The sequence below is a fragment of the Ewingella americana ATCC 33852 genome, assembly GCF_000735345.1.
GTDB classification, from domain to species: Bacteria; Pseudomonadota; Gammaproteobacteria; order Enterobacterales; family Enterobacteriaceae; genus Ewingella; species Ewingella americana.
Genome location: NZ_JMPJ01000068.1, coordinates 96,224 through 119,529, shown reverse-complemented (window position 1 = coordinate 119,529; position 23,306 = coordinate 96,224). Strand labels below are relative to the sequence as shown.

General features: G+C 54.0%; 17 protein-coding genes and 1 riboswitch. Of the genes, 5 read left to right on the top strand and 12 right to left on the bottom strand.

The features are described from left to right. Nucleotides 1–232: 232 nt before the first annotated feature. On the bottom strand, nt 233–1,114 hold the full coding sequence (gene murI, locus GEAM_RS18925) for a glutamate racemase (RefSeq protein WP_034794664.1): 882 nt from the start codon (nt 1,112–1,114) through the stop codon (nt 233–235). Beyond that, nucleotides 1,059–2,921, bottom strand: coding sequence for a TonB-dependent vitamin B12 receptor BtuB (gene btuB / locus GEAM_RS18920; RefSeq protein WP_034794662.1), 1,863 nt, complete (start codon nt 2,919–2,921; stop codon nt 1,059–1,061). Before btuB ends, murI begins: the two co-directional genes overlap by 56 nt. Nucleotides 2,922–2,989: 68 nt before the next feature. Then, a riboswitch (cobalamin riboswitch) is annotated at nt 2,990–3,259 on the bottom strand. A gap of 162 nt (nt 3,260–3,421) precedes the next feature. Here btuB and trmA point away from each other — a divergent pair. Then, complete coding sequence (gene trmA, locus GEAM_RS18915) at nt 3,422–4,522, top strand: tRNA (uridine(54)-C5)-methyltransferase TrmA (RefSeq protein WP_034794661.1); 1,101 nt, start codon at nt 3,422–3,424, stop codon at nt 4,520–4,522. A 92-nt stretch (nt 4,523–4,614) separates the two neighbouring features. On the opposite strand, the gene GEAM_RS18910 is transcribed toward trmA, so the two are convergent. Beyond that, complete coding sequence (locus GEAM_RS18910) at nt 4,615–4,974, bottom strand: YijD family membrane protein (RefSeq protein ID WP_034794660.1); 360 nt, start codon at nt 4,972–4,974, stop codon at nt 4,615–4,617. Next, the gene (fabR, locus tag GEAM_RS18905) at nt 4,949–5,626 is read right to left on the bottom strand and encodes an HTH-type transcriptional repressor FabR (RefSeq protein ID WP_034794684.1); all 678 of its coding nucleotides are present in this window, start codon (nt 5,624–5,626) and stop codon (nt 4,949–4,951) included. The genes GEAM_RS18910 and fabR overlap by 26 nt, the downstream gene beginning before the upstream one ends. A 223-nt stretch (nt 5,627–5,849) precedes the next feature. On the opposite strand from fabR, the gene sthA reads away from it, so the two are divergent. Next, entirely contained in the window at nt 5,850–7,250 is a 1,401-nt protein-coding gene (gene sthA, locus GEAM_RS18900) for a Si-specific NAD(P)(+) transhydrogenase (protein ID WP_034794659.1), read from the top strand. On the opposite strand, the gene oxyR is transcribed toward sthA, so the two are convergent. Continuing rightward, complete coding sequence (gene oxyR, locus GEAM_RS18895; protein ID WP_034794658.1) at nt 7,233–8,153, bottom strand: DNA-binding transcriptional regulator OxyR; 921 nt, start codon at nt 8,151–8,153, stop codon at nt 7,233–7,235. The two genes, sthA and oxyR, sit on opposite strands and share 18 nt — an antisense overlap. Before the next feature lie 161 nt (nt 8,154–8,314). Between oxyR and GEAM_RS18890 the strand changes: the two genes are divergently transcribed. Continuing rightward, nucleotides 8,315–9,073 carry a glutathione peroxidase gene (locus GEAM_RS18890; RefSeq protein ID WP_034794657.1) on the top strand — a complete coding sequence of 253 codons (759 nt, stop codon included), beginning with the start codon at nt 8,315–8,317 and terminating at the stop codon, nt 9,071–9,073. A gap of 208 nt (nt 9,074–9,281) precedes the next feature. On the opposite strand, the gene argH is transcribed toward GEAM_RS18890, so the two are convergent. The 4 genes from argH to argC all read right to left on the bottom strand — a co-directional run bounded on the left by argH (nt 9,282) and on the right by argC (nt 13,955). After that, nucleotides 9,282–10,658 (bottom strand): argininosuccinate lyase, encoded by a 1,377-nt coding sequence (argH, locus tag GEAM_RS18885; RefSeq protein WP_034794655.1) that lies wholly within the window; start codon nt 10,656–10,658, stop codon nt 9,282–9,284. Nucleotides 10,659–10,842: 184 nt separating this feature from the next. Next, the gene (locus tag GEAM_RS18880; protein ID WP_034794653.1) at nt 10,843–12,060 is read right to left on the bottom strand and encodes an argininosuccinate synthase; all 1,218 of its coding nucleotides are present in this window, start codon (nt 12,058–12,060) and stop codon (nt 10,843–10,845) included. A 61-nt stretch (nt 12,061–12,121) separates the two neighbouring features. Continuing rightward, nucleotides 12,122–12,895, bottom strand: a complete 774-nt coding sequence (gene argB, locus GEAM_RS18875; RefSeq protein WP_034794650.1) for an acetylglutamate kinase — start codon at nt 12,893–12,895, stop codon at nt 12,122–12,124. Nucleotides 12,896–12,950: 55 nt separating this feature from the next. Then, nucleotides 12,951–13,955, bottom strand: a complete 1,005-nt coding sequence (argC, locus tag GEAM_RS18870; RefSeq protein ID WP_034794648.1) for an N-acetyl-gamma-glutamyl-phosphate reductase — start codon at nt 13,953–13,955, stop codon at nt 12,951–12,953. A gap of 225 nt (nt 13,956–14,180) precedes the next feature. Between argC and argE the strand changes: the two genes are divergently transcribed. Next, a complete protein-coding gene (gene argE / locus GEAM_RS18865; RefSeq protein WP_034794645.1) occupies nt 14,181–15,335 on the top strand; it encodes an acetylornithine deacetylase in 1,155 nt (384 codons plus the stop codon). A 277-nt stretch (nt 15,336–15,612) separates the two neighbouring features. Then, nucleotides 15,613–18,261, top strand: coding sequence for a phosphoenolpyruvate carboxylase (gene ppc, locus GEAM_RS18860; RefSeq protein WP_034794642.1), 2,649 nt, complete (start codon nt 15,613–15,615; stop codon nt 18,259–18,261). A gap of 75 nt (nt 18,262–18,336) precedes the next feature. On the opposite strand, the gene metF is transcribed toward ppc, so the two are convergent. From metF to metB, 3 genes are all read right to left on the bottom strand, one after another. Next, complete coding sequence (metF, locus tag GEAM_RS18855) at nt 18,337–19,251, bottom strand: methylenetetrahydrofolate reductase (RefSeq protein WP_034794639.1); 915 nt, start codon at nt 19,249–19,251, stop codon at nt 18,337–18,339. A gap of 255 nt (nt 19,252–19,506) precedes the next feature. Then, nucleotides 19,507–21,942, bottom strand: coding sequence for a bifunctional aspartate kinase/homoserine dehydrogenase II (locus GEAM_RS18850; RefSeq protein WP_034794635.1), 2,436 nt, complete (start codon nt 21,940–21,942; stop codon nt 19,507–19,509). A 2-nt stretch (nt 21,943–21,944) separates the two neighbouring features. After that, nucleotides 21,945–23,105, bottom strand: a complete 1,161-nt coding sequence (gene metB / locus GEAM_RS18845; RefSeq protein ID WP_034794633.1) for a cystathionine gamma-synthase — start codon at nt 23,103–23,105, stop codon at nt 21,945–21,947. Nucleotides 23,106–23,306: the final 201 nt, after the last annotated feature.

The window sequence follows — 23,306 nt, the reverse complement described above, 5'->3', positions numbered from 1 at the left end:
ATGCCGCTGTTCCGATAAGAATCTTATGCGGCGCGGGAGGCGTATATTACGTTTTCCCGCTGAAGAGTCAAGAGATTATTCATTCGAACATTCTTCTTTTTTCTTCCTAATCGAGCGACTTCTCAGTCGTTGTTCCCGGTCAGTGGAGGCGCATTATAGGGAGTTCTCAGAAGGCCGCAACCCCTAATATACAAATAATTTATCGACCGCTGATTCTTTCGCCAAAAGGTGTTTAAAGCGGCAATTCTTGGATACTTCTGAAGCCATATGCCTGCAAAACAGGCAGCAGGATTTCAGCTTCTTCATTCATCGTCATGCAGTAGGCCAGGCTTTCTATTTCCACACCCTCTTTTTTGGCCGGAATTTCTTGATGAGAAGTCTCAATGAGCCAATGTGCGCGACGAGCAATAGCAGAACCCGAGTCAATCAGGCGCGTTCCATCAGGTAATACTTGCGCCAACTCCACGCTGAGCAGTGGGAAATGAGTACATCCGAGCACCACGGTGTCCGGCGGCTCTTTTAAACGCAGCCAAGGATGGAGGATTTTCTTCAGCACCGGCAATGAAACTGGCGCGCCGTGCAGCTTCGCTTCGGCTATTTCCACCAGCTCGGCCGACCCCAGCATCAGAATCTGGCAATCCGTGGCAAAGCGCTCGATTAAATCATGAGTATAAGGACGCTGAACCGTGGCTCGGGTAGCCAGCAGCCCCACCACGCCGTTACGCGTTAACTTGGCCGCCGGTTTAATGGCAGGCACGACGCCCACGACCGGACAGTTGAATTTGGCGCGTAATGCAGGAAGGGAAACCGTGCTCGCGGTATTACAGGCGATAACAATAATAGAAAGGGGATGACGCTTAGCGACCGCGCTGACTATCTCGACCACTCGCTCGACAATAAACTCTTCGGACTTCTCGCCATAGGGGAAAGCCACATTGTCGAAAGCATAGATATAGTGGAGGTCCGGCAGCATCTCCCGGACTTCATGATAAACGGACAATCCGCCGACGCCGGAGTCAAATACCAGCGCCGTCGGACGGCCAGACGTTATCGAGCTATCAGAAGGTATAGCTTCCAGAGAGGAAGTATTCACGTCCTGGTGTTTCGTAGCCATAAACCGTCTCGTAATCTTTATCAAACAAGTTGGCAATTCTACCACGAACGGTCAGATGTGAGGTGACAGGATATGATACTGCGAGGTCCCATAAACTGACGCCGCCGAGTTTAACCGTCTGGTATGGATATGAGCCATAGTCTGTGTCGTAACGCTGCCCCAAGTATTGATAGTTAATCGACCAATCGATCTGCGCCACATTCCAGTCAATCTGGTATTTAGCCTGCTGTTTGGCTCGGCGTACCAATACCGCGTTAGTTTCTGAATTGCGTGGATCCAGATATTCCAAGGTGACGGCGTGATGTAATGGGCCTGTATCGAAATTACCTGTCCATTCCACGCCTTTAATGGTGGCCTTATTAATATTGTAATAAGTCCCTTGGCTATTGAAATCGATTAACTGATCGATATCGTTACGATAAGCAGATAAACGCCAATCTAGAGGCCCCGTCAAACCTTCCAGTCCGGCTTCCCACTGCTTGCTTTCTTCAGGCTTGAGATTTGGATCGCCATAAAAGCCGCTGTAGAGCTGGCTCAGATTGGGGGCTTTAAACGCCGTGCCATAGGAGGTTATCAGGCGATACCCATCGATAAACTCCCACGCGGCGCTGCTCTGCCACGTGGTGTGCTGGCCAAACTGCGAGTTATCATCACTGCGCACCGCCCCCTCAAGGGTGAAGTCGCTAATTTTCTGCTGTGTTGTCAGATAAACGCCGGTATTACGCTGGCTATAGCCATCATCAAGGTAGCTGGTGCCCGGCTCGGTGGTGAGCCGCTGCCAATCCAAACCTGCACTCACCTGTCCTTTCCACACTTGGAAGGTGTTGCCCCATTGCAAGTTGTACTGGTCCGAGTCATCTAGTGAAGCGGAAGAGTCATACTGTCCGTATCTCGGGTCATAGTTATAGTCTTTTACGTGGCTATAACTGCCAATCAGCTGAGTGGCGTAAATCCCATCTTCATAGCGCAGACCCGTATCATAGGTCCGGCTGTAGAGCTGGCGGGTGTCGATTAGCGGGCTGTCAGGCGTGTAATAACCATCATAGGCCGTGCGATTGTCATAGCCATAAGCACGAGCAAAACCGCTGACTTGTTCTGTGAATTGGTGTTGCAGCGCCAGATAGAGCGTCTTGCTCATGAAGCCATCGCGGTCAGGCTGAGGAACACCGCCGTTGTTGCCGTCAGCGACAACATCAATGCCCCGCGTATAGGTATAATCGCCCGCGGCGGTTACCGTGGTGTTTTCACCCAGTTTCTGCTGGGTAGAGCCATTGTAATTTTGATACCCATTCGAGCCGATGCCAGCCCCGAGGGTGGTCCCATCCTTGTCGCGGGTGGTAATAATGTTGACCACGCCGCCAATGGCGTCCGAGCCGTAAACTGCCGAGCGCGGCCCACGAATAAATTCAATTCGCTGTACCAGCGCAATAGGGATCTGGCTGAGGTCAGTTGAACCAGAAATACCCGCCTGATTTAAACGCACGCCGTCCATTAAGACTAATGTGTGGCTGGAGTTGGTACCGCGCACAAATAAAGAACTTTGCTGGCCTATTCCACCGTTCTGCGCAATATCCACGCCCGGCAGGCGGCGTAATACATCCACCACGGATTTAGACTGCCAGCGATCGATATCCTCGCGGGTTACAATATCCATTGGCGCTAATACTGATGAGACGGGCTGTGGGAAGCGGTTGGCGGTAACAACGAGATTGTCGCTGTTGTCTGAAGAGGAAGTATTATCCTGCGCCCACCCAGAAAAAGCTGTGACAGATAATACTGTCAGCAGCGCGTGCTTTTTAATTGTCATGAATTGAGCATCCAAACTTAATTGGCGGATGCCGCAGAAAAACACCCTCGTTCTCGCGACGAAGGTGAAAATGCGACGGAAAATCGGCAGGTTTTCGGACTTAGGATTTGTTGGCTGATTAAAGAAAGAATTAATACGCCGCCACCGGGCGATGACTTCCCATCCCTCTTACATCTTCTCTATAAAGTGCTCTATATAAAGAATGAAGAACTAGACAGTGTCGGTAACAGCTTGCGCTGCTATCGCCGTGATTTCCCCTTACCGCTGCGCGCCAGTTCCGGATTCACACCGGATTCCCTTTTAACTCTGTTACCGAGGCCGAATTGCATCCTACGATCAACCCTTTTGGAAATCCAGACATCCGTAAGGGCTATTAAATTTTAATCAAATAGGCTGAGGTAATAACGCCAGTCAAGAAGGGGAAAACTGGACTTCGCGGGAGCATTCCCTACAATCCCCCGCTAAGTTCGCCCATTTACCCGCAGTAGACGAGATAAATCATGACGCCTGAAAACCTGCCCATTGAACAATACGACGACCAACTGGCGGAAAAGACCGCACGTCTCACGGCGATGATGACGCCTTTTCAGGCCCCGGCTCCTGAGGTTTTCCGCTCTCCGGTCAGCCACTACCGCATGCGCGCCGAGTTCCGCGTCTGGCATGACGAGGGCGACCTGTACCACATTATGTTTGATCAGCAGACTAAGGCTCGCGTGCGCGTCGACCAGTTCCCCGCCGCCAGCGAGCTGATTAACCGCCTGATGCCTGTGCTGATTGCCGCAATTAAAGAAGAGCCGGTGCTGCGCCGCAAAATCTTCCAGATTGATTACTTGTCCACGCGCAGCGGCAAGCTGATCACCTCCCTGCTGTACCACCGCAAGTTGGATGATGAGTGGACCGCGGCCGCGACGCTGCTGCGCGACAAGCTGCGTCAGGACGGTTTTGATATTCAACTGATTGGCCGTGCTGCAAAAACCAAAATCATGCTCGACGAAGATTATGTCGATGAAGTGCTGCCAGTGGCGGGCCGCGACATGATTTATCGCCAAGTAGAGAACAGCTTCACCCAGCCGAATGCCGAGATGAACATCAAGATGCTCGAATGGGCGCTGGGCATTACTGAAGGCTCGACCGGCGACCTGCTGGAGCTTTATTGCGGCAACGGCAACTTCTCGCTGGCGCTGGCAAGAAACTTCAATCGCGTCTTGGCGACTGAAATTGCCAAACCTTCGGTGGCAGCGGCGCAATATAATATTGAAGCGAATCAGATTGATAACGTGCAGATCATCCGCATGGCGGCCGAAGACTTCACCCAGGCGATGAACGGCGTGCGCGAATTCCATCGTTTAAAAGATGTGGATTTGTCCGGCTACGACTGCAACACCATTTTTGTCGATCCACCGCGCAGCGGGCTGGATGAAGACACCGTGAAGATGGTGCAGGGCTACGACCGTATTCTTTATATCTCCTGCAACCCGGACACGCTGTGCGCTAACCTCGAGACGCTGAGCCAGACCCACCGCCTGACCAAGCTGGCGCTGTTCGACCAGTTCCCTTATACCCATCATATGGAATGTGGCGTGCTGCTCGAGAAAATCTAAGCGCGTTACTGTATCGCAACAAAGACAAAGGGCAGCCCAATGGCTGCCCTTAATTTATTCATTCATTGCAACAACTCGACGCGAAAACCCTGTCAGATATTGTCCGCTTTGCGCTTCTTCAGCTTGATACCAATCCAGAACACCAGCACCACGCTAATCAACGACGGCAGGAAGTTGGAACCCAGCTGCGGATACTCCGCGCGCACGATAGTGCTGTAAAGCAGGAAACCGAGCAGGAAGCTGGCCGCCGCTAAGGTCGGCAAACCTTTGGCCATCTCTTTCTGGTGATAGCGCAGATGCAGGCAATAGACCGCCAGACAAAGGGCTATTACAGGGAAAACGGAGAAGGTTACTACGGAGCTAAAAAACGCGTCGAACGTGCCGTTGATCGACAGTCCGGCAATCAGAGCCAGGAGCAAAGTGCCATTATCCTGGTTCGGTTGTTCGGTCATCTTCAGTACCTCTGGACTTATTAGTTGGAGATACCGCCGTGCGCTCCTGCTGACGGCGATACCAGTAATATGCACCTTTAGAAATCATCCGTAGCTGCAATACCAGCCTCTCTTCTAGCTGGCGGCGCTGGGCTATCTCAACATCCAGCGCTTCGGCGCCGGCGTTAAAGACGATGATCACCATGGCTTCTGCCTGCGCTTCAGTAAAGCTACGCGGCATATGGTTTTCGAGTTGTAAATAATCTGCCAGTTCTGCAATAAAGTGCTGAATTTCACGAGCGACGGCGGCACGGAAGGCCGAAGAGGTCCCGGAACGTTCACGCAACAGTAAGCGAAAAGCGTTAGGATTATTGCCAATGAACTCCATAAAAGTCGATACGGATGTGCGAATAACGCTGCCACCTTTGGCAATACGTTGTCGCGCTTGACGCATCAGTTGACGAAGCATTAACCCACTCTCGTCTACCATGGTCAGGCCGAGTTCATCAACATCACGGAAATGCCGGTAAAAGGAGGTGGGTGCGATCCCAGCCTCGCGGGAAACTTCACGCAGACTTAAACTGGCAAAGCTGCGTTCAGCACTGAGCTGGCTAAATGCCGCCTCAATCAGTGAGCGGCGCGTGCGCTCTTTTTGTTGTGCTCTTACGCCCATGACCTTCATCCGCAGTGTTTTCTTCTTATTAAAGGTGTTAATAAAATGACTCGATATGATTTCACTATACCAAATTTTTTAACCCGCCGAGGTATAGAAAAGAGAGGATAAAGTGGGTCTGAATGTTGCGGTTTTCCCACGAATTGACAACTGCTTGTAGGGAAAACAGGACTAATATGTTACTTTCTCGTTGTTATTTTGTATAAAAAATAGGTTTCGAACCATGCAACAGCAATCTCATTTTGATGCCATTATCATCGGCTCAGGCCCTGGCGGAGAAGGCGCCGCTATGGGACTGGTTAAACAAGGGGCCAGAGTTGCGGTCATCGAACGCTATAATAACGTCGGTGGCGGCTGTACTCACTGGGGAACTATCCCTTCGAAAGCCCTGCGCCACGCCGTCAGCAGAATTATCGAATTCAACCAAAATCCGCTGTATAGCGACAACTCCCGCACCCTGAGTTCAAGCTTCCCCGACATTCTGCGCCACGCTGATTCAGTGATTAATCAGCAAACTCGCATGCGTCAGGGTTTTTATGAGCGCAACCAGTGCCAGCTTTTCGCCGGTGACGCCAGCTTCGTGGATGAACACACTGTCAGCGTGCGCTACGCCGACGGCACCCATGAAGAGCTTACCGCCGACAATATCGTCATCGCCTGCGGCTCGCGCCCATACCGTCCACACGGCGTCGACTTTAGCCACCCACGCATCTACGACAGCGACTTAATCCTTGAACTGAGCCACGAGCCGCGCCACGTGATCATTTATGGCGCCGGGGTTATCGGTTGCGAATACGCGTCGATTTTCCGTGGCCTGAACGTCAAAGTCGACTTGATCAACACCCGTGACCGCCTGCTGTCATTCCTTGATCAAGAGATGTCCGACGCGCTCTCTTACCACTTCTGGAACAACGGCGTGGTGATTCGTCACAACGAAGAGTTTGAGAAGATTGAAGGCGTTGAAGATGGCGTGATCATGCACCTGAAATCCGGCAAAAAGGTCAAAGCAGATGCCCTGCTTTACGCCAACGGACGCACAGGTAACACCGACCAACTCGGCTTAGAAAACATTGGCTTAGTGGCTGATAGCCGCGGCTTGTTGAAAGTGAACAGCATGTATCAAACCGCGCTGTCGCACATCTATGCCGTGGGTGATGTCATTGGCTACCCAAGCTTGGCATCGGCAGCTTACGATCAGGGACGCATTGCCGCGCAGGCGATGATTCAGGGCGAAGCTAAGGTTCACTTGATTGAAAACATCCCGACCGGCATTTACACCATTCCGGAAATCAGCTCTGTGGGTAAAACCGAGCAAGATCTGACCGCCATGAAGGTGCCGTACGAAGTGGGCCGCGCGCAGTTTAAACATCTGGCACGGGCGCAAATCGCCGGGATGAACGTAGGGAGTCTGAAGCTGCTATTCCATCGTGATACCAAAGAAATCCTTGGTATTCACTGCTTTGGCGAGCGTGCTGCGGAGATTATCCACATCGGTCAGGCGATAATGGAACAGAAAGGCGAAGGCAATACTATCGAGTATTTCGTTAATACTACCTTCAACTATCCAACCATGGCGGAAGCGTATCGCGTTGCCGCCCTGAATGGATTAAACCGCCTGTTTTAACGCAGCGTTGTCCATATGAGCTTGCATGTGAACCTTAATGGCTTCGGCAAGCTGCTCATAGCGGCCACGCAGCGGGGAACCGGGACGATACACCAGAGCAATGGTGCGTCTCGGTTCCGGCTTGTCACACACCAGATAAGTCACGCCATCGCGGCTGCGCTCTTTTGGCACCGACAATGACGGTAACAGCGTAATACCGCTGCCTGCCGCCACCATGTTGCGCAGCGTTTCAAGGCTCGTGGCGCGGAAATGCGTGTCTTCATCTGCCCCTGCCTGGAAACAGAAGCCCATCGCTTGATCACGTAAACAGTGACCATCTTCCAGCATCAGCAGCTTTTCTCCGGCTAAATCAGCCATGGCAACGCGTTCGCGCGAGGCCCACGGGTGCTCGTCATAAATCGCCAGCTTCATTGGCTCATCAAACAGCGGCACTTCGATAAAAGCTTCGCTCTCTTTGACCAGCGCTAGAATGGCGCAATCAAGCTTCCCGCTGTCGAGCTGCGCCAGCAATTGCTGGGTCTGCGCTTCGTGTAGATACATTTCCAGCTTTGGAAAGGTTTTGTGCAACGTAGGAATGATTTGCGGCAGCAGGTAAGGCCCAACGGTCGGGATAAGCCCGATGTGCAGAGGCCCGGACATCGCCTCGCCTTGCTGGCTGGCCATCTCTTTCAGCACTTTCACTTCGCGCAGCACGGTTCTGGCTTGATCCACCAGCAATAAACCCGCCTGAGTGAACAGCACTTTGCGGCTGGTTCTCTCGAGCAGCATCACGCCCAGCTCATCTTCCAGCTTGCGGATCTGCCCGCTTAAGGTCGGCTGGCTCACATGGCAAGAATCTGCGGCGCGTCGAAAATGACGGAACTCCGCCAAAGCCACCAGATACTCCAAATCACGAATATTCATTTTTCCTCCATTGCCATAACAGGTCGAGACGATAGCTCGCGGCGATAGATAAGATAGCAATCAACGATTATAACTATCAACAACAATCGTTAATAATGGCACACATCGAAACGATACTGACAGAGTACAAGTTTTATATTTTATAAATTAAGAGGTTACTGATGTTTACAAGCCACGAAGGGAAACAAGTTCCACAAGTTACTTTCCACACTCGTCAAGGAGACCAATGGCTGGATCTCAGCACCGATCAACTGTTTAAAAATAAAACGGTCATTGTATTTTCGCTGCCGGGTGCCTTCACCCCGACATGCTCTTCGAGCCACTTGCCGCGCTATAACGAGCTGGCAGGCGTGTTTAAGAGCCACGGCGTAGACAGCATTCTGTGCGTCTCCGTCAATGATACTTTCGTCATGAATGCGTGGAAGGCCGAGCAAAGCGCCGCCAACATCACCTTCATTCCTGACGGCAACGGCGAATTCACCAAAGGCATGAATATGCTGGTTGAAAAGGCTGATTTAGGCTTCGGTCCGCGCTCTTGGCGTTACTCCATGCTGGTGCGTAACGGCGTGGTTGAGAAGATGTTTATTGAGCCAAACAAGCCGGGCGACCCGTTTGAAGTGTCTGATGCCGATACCATGCTGAAGTATCTGGCACCGGATTATAAAGTGCAGGAATCCGTGTCGATCTTCACCAAGCCGGGCTGCCCTTACTGCTCTAAAGCGAAACAAATGCTGCAAGAGCGCGGCATTCAGTATGAAGAAATTGTATTAGGTAAGGACGCGACTACGGTCAGTCTGCGCGCTGTAACAGGCCGTGCAACTGTGCCACAAGTCTTTATCGGTGGTCGCCACATCGGGGGAAGCGACGATCTGGATGTCTATCTGAACAGCGAAGCAGACGTGTGCGAAGTAGCACAATAAGACGACGCGTAAAGATTGTAAGAGAATTAGGATAAGTAAAACGAAAGAAGCCCAAAATCAGGCGCATTGCTGCAAGGCAACTAACCTGATGGCGGGTGAGAGACTACGTGAACATTCGGCGGACTTTATGTCCGCCATTTTTTTGCCTGCTTTTCACCTAAAGAAAAGGCCCCTGAACAGGAGCCTTTTGGTCTAACGCAGTGAGCTATTACTCGCCTAAGCGACTTTTAGCATCGCTGATAGCCTGAGCAACCTGCTGCGGTGACACGCCGCCCTTGGCTGCGCGCTTGTCGAGACAAGATTGCAGCTCGAGGATTGGGTAGACGTCATCGCCAATTACGCTGCTGAATTTCTGCAAATCGGCCAGTGGCAGAGCTTCCAGCGCTTTGCCCTGAGCAATGGCTTCCACTACGGCTTCACCAACAATATGGTGGGCTTCGCGGAATGGCACACCTTTGGCGACCAGATAATCCGCCAGCTCGGTGGAGTTCGCGTAGCCTTGCTGCGCGGCTTCTTTACAACGCGGGCGTTTGACCTGAATACCGTCCAGCACCAGCGCTGCCATTTGCAGACAGTCCATCCAGGTGTCGAGCGCGTCGAACAGCCCTTCTTTGTCTTCCTGCATATCTTTGTTGTAGGCCAGCGGCAGGCCCTTCATGGTCATCATGATGCCGGTCAGTGCGCCCTGCACGCGGCCACACTTGCCACGGATAAGCTCCAGCGCGTCCGGGTTTTTCTTTTGTGGCATCAGGGATGAGCCAGAGGTCACACGGTCGGACAGATCAACAAACGACGCTTCTCCGCTGTTGAAGAAAATCAGGTCTTCGGCGAAGCGCGACAGGTGGATCATGCTGATAGAGGCGTTCGACAGCAACTCCATAACGTGGTCGCGGTCTGAAACGCTATCCAAGCTGTTGCGGGTCGCCGAGGCAAATCCTAACCAACCGGCCAGCTGCTCGCGGTCCATTGGATACGCCGTGCCCGCCAGTGCGCCACTGCCCAATGGGCTGACGTCCAGACGTTTCAGGGTATCTTGTAGGCGGCTTTCATCACGCGCCAGCATCTCGACATAGGCCAGACACCAGTGAGCGAAAGTCACCGGCTGGGCGCGCTGCAAGTGGGTGTAGCCCGGCATGACCGCGTCTTGGTTCGCTTGCGCAGTGGCGACCAGCGCCTGCTGCAAGTGGCGCACGGCCTCTTGCAGGTTCAGTACCTGCTCTTTGCACCACAATTTCAAATCAGTGGCGACCTGATCATTACGGCTGCGGCCAGTGTGCAGCTTCTTGCCGAGGTTACCGACTTTGTCGATAAGCTTGCCTTCCACCCAGCTGTGAATGTCTTCTGCATCGCTGGATAAGATGGCGCGCGGATTAGCACGCACTTCTTCCAGTAACACGCCTAAGGCTTCTTCCAGTTGAACCTGCTCTTCGGCAGTCAGCACGTTAACCGTTACCAACGCCTTCGACCACGCCACCGAGCCAATAATATCCTGCTCGGCAAGACGGTAATCGAAACGCAGGGAATCATTTAATTCTTTAAAACGCTGGTCTGCCGCCTGAGTGAAACGCCCGCCCCAAAGTGCCATAACCTGTACTCCTTGATGTATGCAAAAGGGCGCAGCCTGTGCGCCCTTAGAAATATTTACACCGCCCAATAGGCGTTATTGTCGCAGCCAGTTTGGGTGCGGACAGCGCGCAGAAACCGCAGCGTACATAAAGTACGTGAGGATTTCGAGCACTGCCCAAGCTCAAAATGGCAAGTAAAATAGCCTATTTTTTCGCGTTCAACGCACGGATGCGGGAAGACAACGAGAACAGACGGATAAAGCCGCCCGCGTGGCTGTGATCATACACTTCATCTTCACCGAAAGTAGCAAACTCTTCAGAGTACATGCTGTTCGGAGAACTCTTCTGGATAGCCGTCGCGGTGCCTTTATACAGCTTGACGACCACCTCGCCATTCACATCTTCTGCCAGCGCGTCAGCGGCGGCTTGGATGGATTCACGCAGTGGAGCAAACCAACGACCATCGTAAACCACGTAAGACATTTCATGGCCCAGCTGCTCACGCCATTTGAAGCTGTCACGGTCGAGAACCAGCTGCTCAACGCCACGCAGCGCAGCCATCATAATGGTGCCTCCCGGGGTTTCGTAGCAACCACGGGATTTAATGCCCACCAGACGGTTTTCAACGATGTCGATACGGCCAACGCCGTGTTTCACGCCCAGCACGTTCAGCGCTTCGAGGCACTGGAATGGTGTCAGCTCTACGCCGTTAACCGCCACAACCGCGCCCTTTTCAACCTTAACGGTGACCAGCTCAGCTTCGTCCGGCGCGTCTTCTGGAGCCACAGTCCATGCCCAGCAATCTTTGTTTGCTGCATTCCATGGGCTTTCCAGCACGCCGCCTTCGGTAGAGATGTGCCACGCGTTTTCGTCACGGCTGTAGATTTTTTCCAGCGACGCGGTGGTCGGGATATTACGCTCTTTCAGGTAATCCAGCAGGGCTTCACGGGAACGCAGGTCCCACTCACGCCAAGGAGCGACCACTTTCAGCTGTGGAGCCAGCGCGGTGTAAGTGGTTTCGAAACGAACTTGGTCGTTACCTTTACCGGTTGCGCCGTGGCACAGTGCATCAGCGCCAACTTTCAGTGCCAGCTCAACCTGTGCTTTTGCAATCAATGGACGCGCCATTGAGGTGCCGAGCAGGTAGCTGCCTTCATACAACGCGCCGCTTTTCAGCACCGGGTAAACGTAGTCTTTGATGAACTCTTCACGCAGGTCAACCACGTGGCACTCAGAAGCACCGGTGCGCAGGGCTTTCTGCTCGATCCCTTCGAGGTCAGCACGTTCTTGGCCGATGTCTGCAACGAAAGCGACCACTTCACAGTCGCCGTAGTTTTCTTTCAGCCAAGGAATGATTGCCGAGGTGTCCAGACCGCCAGAATAAGCCAGAACGATTTTCTTGATGCCTTTGGTTGCTGCCATGATGATTTCCTTTAAAAATTTTATTGATTTAACAATTCAGTCAATGGGTTAAGCACGAAGATCACGCCAGAATACGCGTACCGATCGCCGTGCCATTAAACAGTGCCGGAAGCTGCTCGGCGTGACGCCAGCTGGCGATATCCACCGGGCGGCCCAGAGAGCGCGCGGCGTCTAACGCGGCGTGAACCTTCACAATCATGCCGTCAGTAATGATGCCTTGCTCAATCAGCTGTTCCGCTTTTTGAGTGGTCATTTCCGGGATGCGCTGGCCTTTGCCGTCGAGAATACCGCTCACATCTGACAGCAGGATTAGATCTGCACCCAGCGTGGCTGCCAGCGCCGTGGCGGCTTGGTCAGCATTCACATTCATCAGTTCACCGGCGGCGGTGATACCAATGGAGCTGATGATCGGCAGGTAGCCCGCACCAGTCAGGGTATTAATCAGTGCCGGAGAGCCCACTTCGGCTTTGCCGACATTACCCAGCTCTTCGCTCAGTTGCGTTACCACCACCGAGCCGCCGTCTGCTAATGACAGGCCAACGGCGTTGATGTCGTTTTTCACCGCCCACGCCAGCAGGGTTTTGTTGGCGCTACCGGCCAATGCGCCAGTGATGATGTCGATTTGGTCCGCAGGGGTTACGCGCAGGCCAGCCTTCTTCACCACTGGCAGATTAAGTTTCTTCATCAGCTCATCGACCAGATAACCGCCGCCGTGAACGATCACCAATGGGCGCTGATATTGCTGGCGATAAGTCACCAGCGCCATGAACAGGCGCTCGAGCGCTTCTTCATTGTCCAGTAACACACCACCTAATTTGATAACTAACGGATTCATAGCTGTTCGCGCCTCAATCGATTTAAGTAAATGTTTGATTTTAGACCAAGATAAATTAAAGCAGCGATTGGGTTTCTGGGAAACCAAAGCGCAGGTTCAGACATTGCACCGCTTGCGCCGACGCGCCTTTGAGCAGGTTATCTTCTGTCGCAACCACAATCAGGTGCTCGCCTTTCACCACAAAACCGATGTCACAGAACGGCAGGCCCACCACGTCTTTCAACGCCGGAACGCCCTTGGTGTAGAGACGCACCAGAGGTTTGTCGTGGTAAGCGTTATGGAAGGCTTCCGCCACGTCCTGCGCCGTCACGCCCGCTTTCAGGCGGCAAGTGATGGTGGCCAGAATGCCGCGCGGGAAGTTGCCAAGGTGCGGGGTAAAAATCACCGGCACGCCAAGATGCTCTACAATTTCTGGGTGGTGACGATGGTTGAACAGGCCGTAAGGCTGCAGGCTGACTTCGCAGAAGCTGGTGCCGAGAGAAGCTTTACGCCCCGCGCCGCTCACGCCGCTGGTCGCGTTAATCACCGGCCACTGGTCTTCATTCAACAGGCCATTTTCCACCAGCGGTTTTAACGCCAGCTGAGACGCCGTTGGGTAGCAGCCTGGGACCGCGATGAGTTGCGCGGTTTTGAGTTTGTCGGCTTGCCATTCAGCAAGGCCGTACACCGCCTTGTCCAGCCAGTCGAGATGCTGGTGTTCAAAGCTGTAAAATTCGGAGTAGAAATCAGGCTTGTTAACGCGGAAGGCACCGGACAGGTCGAACACCACGCAGCCCGCAGCCAAAAATTGCGGAGCCAAGTCGTGGCTGACTTCATGGGCAGTGGCTAAAAAAACCACATCGATATCTTTCGCCGCATCTTCCACATTTTTCATTGGCAAAACAGGCAGATCGAGGATGCCTTTTAACTGAGGGTGCAAATCAGAAAGCAATTTTCCTGCATCTGCACTTTGCGCTGAAACCATTAAAGCGGTTATGTTCATCTGTGGGTGGCGGTTCAGGTAGGCAGCGAGTTCAGCTCCGGCGTAGCCTGTGGCACCAACAATCAGCGTATTCAACATGGGGTCTGTTCACCTTCTCAACTTAACTGTATGGCCTTGCGATACAGCGTACTTCTTAGGTAACAGGGTTCACCGCGTCATACGCCGTTCACCCGCGAGATTCTCAGCAACTGCGTTGGGTTAAACCGGCCGTTCTTTCCGGTTCCCTTACGCGCTGGCATATTGTATTTTTATTCACATAAACTGCATGAATATGAATACTACCCTAACTAAAGGCTGTCAACAGTGAAGATGAAATTACCTCCTTTTATTGAGCTTTATCGGGCGTTAATCGCGATACCTTCTATCAGTGCTACAGACAGCGCATTGGATCAAAGCAATGAAAAGCTAATCAACCTGTTAGCAGGCTGGTTCCGCGACTTGGGCTTCAAGGTTGAGATCCAACCCGTGCCGAATACTCGCAATAAATTCAATATGTTGGCAAGCGTTGGCGAAGGCGCTGGCGGCCTGCTGCTAGCGGGCCACACTGACACCGTCCCCTTCGACGATGGCCGCTGGACTCGCGACCCTTTCACCCTGACCGAGCATGAAAATAAGCTCTATGGTCTGGGCACTGCCGACATGAAAGGTTTCTTCGCTTTTATCGTCGATGCGCTGCGTGATATCGATACAACCAAACTGACTAAACCTCTATATATCCTTGCCACCGCCGATGAAGAAACCACCATGGCGGGCGCGAGCTATTTTTCGAAAAATACTGCCATTCGCCCAGACTGCGCGATCATCGGCGAACCGACGTCGTTGAAGCCGGTTCGTGCGCATAAAGGCCATATTTCGAATGCCATTCGCATCACCGGGCAATCGGGTCACTCAAGCGATCCGGCGCGCGGCGTCAACGCCATCGACCTGATGCATGATTCCATTACGCAGCTGATTGGCCTGCGTAACACCCTGAAAGAGCGCTACAACCACAGCGGCTTTGTGATCCCTTATCCAACCATGAACTTCGGCCACATTAGCGGCGGCGATGCGGCTAACCGTATTTGCGCCTGCTGTGAGCTGCACATGGACATCCGCCCACTGCCGGGGCTGACGCTGTCTGACCTCGATGGCCTGCTGCAAGAAGCGCTAGAGCCGATCAGCAGCCGCTGGCCGGGCCGCGTCGCCATCGAAGAGCTGCATCCGCCAATTCCGGGCTATGAATGCCCGCCGGACCACCAGTTGGTGCAAGTGGTTGAGAAGCTGCTGGGCGTGGAAACGGAGATTGTTAACTACTGTACCGAAGCGCCGTTTATCCAAGAGCTGTGCCCGACGCTGGTCTTAGGGCCGGGTTCGATTGAGCAGGCGCACCAGCCGGATGAGTACATTGATACCGCGTTCATCAAGCCAACTCGCGAGCTGATCGCACAAGTGGTGCATCACTTCTGCCACCACGTATAAGTGAAGAAAGAGAAGCAATATCAAGGGCGTAGCAGGGCGCTCTTGATACTGGACAAGATGCTGATTAGACAAACTGATACCTTGTGAGCTGTAATTAAATTTCAGCCATATTGACGAAAAATGCCTTTTTTTAGTGAAGGAAACGACGTTTTTGCGGTAAAACAGTTGTGTAATTAAAAAAAGAGAAAGTTTGGCAGACAGAAAAAGGCGTCACAGCCTTACGGGTGAAAGTTATTTACAAATTATAAAAATCGGGTCCGAGGTCAACAGAGGTAATATGAACGAACAATATTCCGCAATGCGCAGTAATGTCAGTACCTTAGGTAAACTGCTTGGCGACACCATCAAAGATACGTTGGGAGAGCATATCCTTGATCGTGTTGAGAAAATTCGTAAGTTATCCAAATCCTCACGCGCTGGAAATGAAGCAGATCGTAAAGAGCTGCTTTCCACGCTGCAAAACTTGTCCAATGACGAGTTACTGCCAGTGGCCCGTGCTTTCAGCCAATTCCTCAATCTGACCAACGTGGCGGAGCAGTACCACAGCATTTCGCCTAATGGCGAAGCGGCCAGCAACCCTGAAGTGTTGGCGCAGCTGATTGAACGCCTGAAAGCCAAAAATCTGTCCGACCAGCAGCTGCGTGACGCGGTTGAAGAGCTTTCTATCGAGCTGGTGCTGACGGCTCACCCAACAGAAATCGCTCGCCGGACGCTGATCCACAAACTGGTGGAAGTGAACAACTGCCTGAAGCAGTTGGACCACAACGATCTGGCGGATTACGAACGCAAACAGATTATGCGCCGCCTGCGCCAGCTGATTGCCCAGTCTTGGCATACCGATGAGATCCGCAAACACCGCCCTTCGCCGGTTGATGAAGCCAAATGGGGATTTGCCGTCGTTGAGAACAGCCTGTGGGAAGGCGTGCCGTCATTCCTGCGCGAGTTCAACGAGCAGCTCGAAACCTCGCTGGACTATAAAATGCCAGTAGAAGCCGTGCCGGTGCGCTTCACCTCTTGGATGGGTGGCGACCGCGACGGTAACCCGAACGTCACGGCAGACATCACGCGCCACGTGCTTTTACTCAGCCGCTGGAAAGCCACGGACCTGTTCCTGCGCGACGTCGCGGTGCTGATTTCCGAGCTTTCCATGACCGAAGCCACTGATGAACTGCGCGAACGCGCCGGTGGTGAAGAAGGCATCGAGCCTTACCGCGTGATCATGAAGCGCCTGCGCAGCCAGCTGACCTCCACTCAGGTCTATTTGGAAGCGCGTCTGAAAGGCGAACGCCTGCCGCAACCTCACGATTTATTGATCAACAATGACCAGCTGTGGGAGCCACTCTACGCCTGCTACCAGTCACTGGTTGCCTGTGGCATGGGCATTATCGCCAACGGCCAGTTGCTGGATACCCTGCGCCGCGTGCGCTGCTTCGGCGTGCCGCTGGTGCGTATCGACATCCGTCAAGAGAGCACCCGCCACACCGACGCCATTGCCGAAATCACTCGCTACCTCGGCTTGGGTGATTACGAAAGCTGGTCAGAGTCTGATAAACAAGCATTCCTGATCCGCGAACTGAACTCACAGCGCCCGCTGGTTCCGCGCTTCTGGGAGCCTAGCGAGAACACCAAAGAGGTGCTCGACACCTGTCAGGTGATTGCCGAAGCGCCGGAAGGCTCCATCGCCGCTTACGTCATTTCTATGGCCAAAACGCCGTCCGACGTGCTGGCCGTTCACCTGCTGCTGAAAGAGGCGGGCTGCCCGTTCACTCTGCCAGTCGCGCCGCTGTTCGAAACCCTTGATGACCTGAACAATGCTGACTCTGTAATGACTCAGCTGCTGAATATCGACTGGTATCGCGGCACCATTCAGGGCAAACAGATGGTGATGATTGGCTATTCCGACTCGGCGAAAGACGCGGGCGTGATGGCGGCTTCATGGGCGCAGTACCGCGCTCAGGACGCATTAATCAAAACCTGCGAGAAAGCAGGTGTACTGCTGACGCTGTTCCACGGACGCGGCGGCTCTATCGGTCGCGGTGGTGCTCCGGCACACGCCGCGCTGCTCTCTCAGCCTCCGGGTAGCCTGAAGGGTGGCCTGCGCGTCACCGAGCAGGGCGAGATGATTCGCTTCAAGTTCGGCCTGCCAGAAGTCACCATCAGCAGTCTGGCGCTCTACACTGGCGCGATTCTGGAAGCCAACCTGTTGCCGCCGCCAGAGCCGAAAAAAGCTTGGGTGGAGATCATGGAGCAGCTGTCCGACGTCTCCTGCGACATGTATCGCGGCTACGTGCGCGAAAACAAAGACTTCGTGCCTTACTTCCGCGCCGCAACGCCGGAGCAAGAGCTGGGTAAACTGCCATTGGGCTCACGCCCCGCAAAACGTAAGGCCAACGGCGGTGTTGAAAGCCTGCGCGCCATTCCGTGGATCTTCGCGTGGACGCAAAACCGCCTGATGCTGCCAGCCTGGCTCGGCGCGGGTGCGGGTCTGCAAGCCGTAGTAGATGCCGGTAAACGCGATGAGCTTGGGGCGATGTGCCACGACTGGCCGTTCTTCTCGACGCGCATCGGCATGCTGGAAATGGTCTTTGCCAAAGCCGACCTATGGCTGGCGGAGTACTACGACCAGCGTCTGGTAGATAAAGAGCTGTGGCCACTGGGCCAGAAGCTGCGCGACCAGCTGGCGAGCGACATTAAAGTGGTGTTGGCGATTTCCAACGATGACCACCTGATGGCCGACCTGCCGTGGATAGCCGAGTCTATCGCCCTGCGTAACGTCTACACCGACCCACTGAACGTGCTACAGGCCGAGTTGCTGCACCGTTCACGCCAGTTAGAGAAAGAAGGCAGTACGCCAGATGCGCGCGTTGAGCAGGCGCTGATGGTGACGATTGCCGGCGTGGCGGCAGGTATGCGCAACACCGGCTAGTGCTGGCAAGTTAAAAGACCTAAAAACAAAAAACCGGCGATTAAGCCGGTTTTTTTATGCATGAGATTTGAATGGTTAGACGGCCGCGCTCAGTGGCGTGGCAAGGCCCGGACGAACGCCCAGCGTGTGGCAGATGGCGTAACTCATTTCGGCGCGGTTCAAGGTGTAGAAGTGGAAATCCTTCACCCCTTCGCGGCTGAGAATTTTAACCATGTCCATGGCGATGTTGGCTCCCACCATTTTGCGGGTTTCCGGGTCATCGTCTAAGCCTTCGAACTGGCGCGTCATCCAGTGCGGCACGCGCACGTTGGTCATGGTCGCAAAACGCGTCAGCTGTTTGAAGTTGGAGACTGGCAGGATGCCCGGCACGATTTCAACATCAATGCCCTGCCCGGCACAGCGGTCGCGAAAACGCAGGTAGCTTTCGACATCGAAGAAGAACTGGGTGATGGCGCGGTTAGCGCCCGCGTCGATTTTGCGTTTCAGGTTAATCAGGTCAGCCTGCGCGCTTTTGGCTTCAGGGTGAACTTCAGGATACGCCGCCACGGAGATATCGAAGTCGCCCACGCCTTTCAGCAGTTGCACCAGATCCGTGGCGTATAACTCAGGGATGCCGCCGCCCGGAGGCAGGTCGCCGCGCAGCGCCACGATGTGACGGATGCCGCTGTCCCAATAATCTTGCGCGATTTGCGTCAGTTCTTCACGGGAGGCATCCACGCAGGTCAGGTGCGGTGCTGCTTCCAAACCCGTACGGTCTTTAATGCCTTTGATGATGCTGTGCGTGCGCTCACGTTCACCGGAGTTCGCGCCGTAGGTCACGGAAACGAATTTCGGCTTAAGGCTGCTGAGGCGATCGATAGAGCTCCACAACGTGTCTTCCATCTCGCTAGTGCGCGGCGGGAAAAACTCAAAAGAGACGTTAAACTGGCCCTGCAATTCTGACAGGTTCTGGTTCAAAGCTTCGCGTTGGTTGGCGTGGAAAAAACTCATGCTTTCTACCTCGTGGCTCACGACATCTTGTTATCGATTTGTTCTAGATTTGTAAGCATCTAGACGTCTAAACACCTAAACGTATGGATAGACAATGAAGGATGCAGGCAACTGTGTCAACGACAAAAAAGCATCTAGCTGTGATTAATTTTCACTCAAATTGAATGAATTTCAAGTTGGAGAATGAAGAAGAGGCGAGGATGAAAAAAGGGCATGAAGCCCCTCCCGACAGGCGTCGGAAGGGGTTTTAAAGAATTAAAGCAGTTGGCTCAGACGGTTAAGGTCAGATTGCAACGCACCGGCGGTGACATCGCGCCCCGCGCCCGGCCCGCGAATAACCAGCGGGTTATCGCGATACCAGCGGCTTTCGATAGCAAACACGTTATCGCAAGGCAGCAGCGAAGCCAGCGGATGGTCATCGCGCACGGCTTCCACGCCAACGCGCGCTTTACCGTTGGCATCAAAACGCGCCACGTAACGCAGCACCAGCCCCATTTCGCGCGCCGCTTCCAGACGTTGTAGCATCTGCTGATTCAGCGCTTCGCCATCTTCAAAGAATTGGTCAACCGAGCCGGTTTCGCAGCCTTCCGGCACTAAAGACTCGACGCGAACGTGGTTCGGCTCGATATCGTAGCCCGCCTCACGCGCCAAGATAATCAGCTTGCGCATCACATCTTGACCGGACAAATCGACGCGCGGGTCAGGCTCAGTCAGCCCTTGCTGCCACGCCAAATCCACCAGCTCGGTGAACGGCAAGGTGCCATCAAATTGCAGGAACAGCCATGACAAGGTGCCGGAGAAAATCCCGCTAATTGCCAGAATGCTGTCGCCGCTTTCGCGCAGGTCACGCACGGTGTGGTTAATCGGCAAACCCGCGCCCACGGTGGCGTTGTACAGCCAGTGGCTGCCGGTTTTGGCGAAGGCGTCGCGAATCTGACGGTATTTGTTGCTGTCAGAGGCCCCGGCCAGTTTATTGGCGCTAATCACGTGGAAACCGTAGCTGGCGAAGTCCAGATACTGGTCGGCGATATCGCCGCTGGCGGTAACGTCGAGCACCACCAAATCATCATACGGGTGAGCGCGCATCCACAGGAACAGCGATTCTTCATCGTGATCGCGGGCTTCGTCTTCAAAGAAGGCTAAGGCTCGGCTGGCGTCCAGGCCTTCGTAGTTGAGCAAACTGCGCTTGCTGTCCACCACGCCTGCCAGCACGAATTCAAAACCACTGCGGGCGGAAATATTTTTCTGCTCGCGGGCAAACAGCTCAAGCCAGCGCGAACCAATATTACCTTTGCCGAACAGCATCAGGCCGATACGTTTTTCAGCGCGGAACAGGGTCTTATGCAGCCCCTGAATCAAATGCTCGGTTGGCCCAAGGCGCAGCACGGCAACCAGACTGATGCCATCTTCGGCCTGCCAGATAAACTCCACCGGCTGGTCTTTGAGTTCTTGATAGAAACGGTGGCTGTGCAGCGGGTTCTTGCAAACGCCAGCGCCCACCAGCGCGACCATCGCCAGACCTTCGCGCAGCGATAAACGCCCCGGCAGCCCGGCCTCTTCCAGCACCAGCAGCGCGCTGTTGACCACTTCGGAGGTGTAGCAAAGCTGCAACAGGTTGCGGTCAGGGTGAATGCCGGTGGCCAGTGGTTTGATTTGCGCGCGTTTCAGCAGCAGCTCAACGTCTTTATGCGCCAGCTGGAAATCATGCTCGCTTGGAATAGCGATTTCGATCAGGCAGATGTCGTCGTGGCTGGTGACGATTTTCGCGCCGGTGCCGGAAGCCAGCACGCGCTCAATGCGCGTCGAGCCTTGCTCCGGCTGGTAGCTACAGCGCAGCTGCAAGTCGATATCGCTGCCGGAAACTGGCTGAAGTGTACGAGTGTGCAATACTGGCGCGGCAAGACGGGCCAGCTCGCTGGCTTCGTCCAGACGCAGCAGCGGCAGCAGGCAGGCATCTTTCACTTTGCGCGGGTCGGCGCTATAAACACCGGCGACGTCGCTCCAGATGGTGACGCGATTCACACCCGCCAGCGCACCAATTTGCGTCGCCGAGTAGTCACTGCCGTTACGGCCCAGCAGCACGGTTTCGCCCGCGTCATTGCGCGAGATAAAGCCGGTAACCACCAGATAATGTTGAGGATGTTGCGCCAGCAGTTGCTGTAATAAAGGATAAGAGCGACCTTCATCAACCTGTGGTTGAGCGGCACGCTCGGCGCGCAGGAACTCGCGCGCGTCGAGCCATGCGGCAGGAAGCTCTTTTTTCGACAGTACGGCGGCCATCAGGCGGGCGGACCAGACTTCGCCATGCCCGACCACTTCGGCGTAGACCGCGTCGGTAATTTTGCCATCAAGCAAAACGGCCAGACGCTCAAGGTCTTGAATGAAATGAGCAATTAGCGGTTCTGCCATTTCTGGCGGCAGAAGCCCTGTGATCAACTCAGTATGATAGCGACGTAGCGCCTGCTGCACCTGATGTGCCGACAGACGATCGCTTTGGCTTAGCTTCAACCAGCTAATCAGCTGGTTAGTGGTACTGCCCGCCGCCGACACCACCATCATGTCGCCTGGGTTACCGTACTCGGCCATGATCCCAGCCACGCGCAAATAACATTTCACGTCGGCCAGACTGCTACCACCAAATTTGTGCAACTGCCGACTTCCTGCCGGCGCTGCTACCGCTATTGCATTCATTCTTACCTCGTTGCCGCTGCCTGGAATGCGTGTTCCAGATCAGCAATCAAATCTTCACTGTCTTCGAGACCTACAGAAACTCTGAGCAAACTGTCGGAAATCCCCGCCGCTTTGCGCGCTTCAGGTGCCATGCCTGCATGCGTCATGGTTGCCGTGTGGGATATCAGACTTTCGACCCCGCCCAGAGACTCCGCGAGGGTAAATAACTTCAATTCCGAGAGGAAATGACGCAAATGGGCTTCATCTCCGTCGAATTCAAAACTGATCATCGCGCCAAAACCATACTGCTGGCGGCGAGCGATCTCATGCCCTTGGTTTTCTGGCAGAGAAGGATGATACAGCTTTTTCACCAGCGGTTGCTGCTGTAAATAAGCAACAATAGCTAACGCATTTTCCTGCTGCTGTTTTACACGTACGGTGAGAGTACGCAGGCCGCGCAGCAATAAATAGCTGTCGAAAGCCGCACCGGTCACGCCGATGTTATTCGCCCACCACGCCAGTTCGGTCGCGTGCTCGGCAGTTTTCGAAATCACCGTACCTGCAACCACGTCTGAGTGGCCGTTCAGATATTTAGTACATGAATGGACTACTAAATCCGCGCCAAGTTTCAACGGCTGTTGTAAAGCCGGGCTGAGGAAGGTGTTGTCCACCACGGTTAGCGCACCGGCGGCGTGGGAAGCATCGCAAATGGCCTGAATATCCACCACGCGCAGCAGCGGGTTGCTTGGGGTTTCAATCAGTACCAGCTTAGGTTTTTCTTCTAGCGCTGCCGCCAGAGCCTGTGGGTCACCTTGATCCACAAACTTCACGCGATAGGCACCGCGCTTGCTCAGGCTGTCAAACAGACGGTAGCTACCGCCGTAGCAGTCGTGTGGCGCTAACAGCAGATCGCCCGGCTTCAGAAACACCGTACACACCAGATGAATAGCCGACATGCCGCTGCTGGTCATTACCGCACCGGCACCGCCTTCGAGATCGGCCAGCGCGCGCTGCACGATATCGCGCGACGGATTACCGCGTCGGGAGTAGTCGTGGGCTCGTGGCTGATTAAAATCTTCGAAATTATAGGTGCTTGAAAGGTTAATCGGTGGAACCACACAGCCATATTGCTGGTCACTATTGAGGCCACTTCCGACGGCTATCGTCGCTTGCTTGAGCGTCATACGTTGTTTCTCCCTGCCGGGGTGCTGAGGATGAGGTAACAAAGATTAATCGCTGACAAGATAGACGTCAATACATCTGGACATCTAAACTTCTTTGCGTATAGATTGAGCGTCAGGGGAATACCCGCTAAAATTGTAAGTATCAGAGCCCTCTGGCCTTGTGCAGCTTGGATGAGCCGAACAGACATTCAGCGGCCGAAT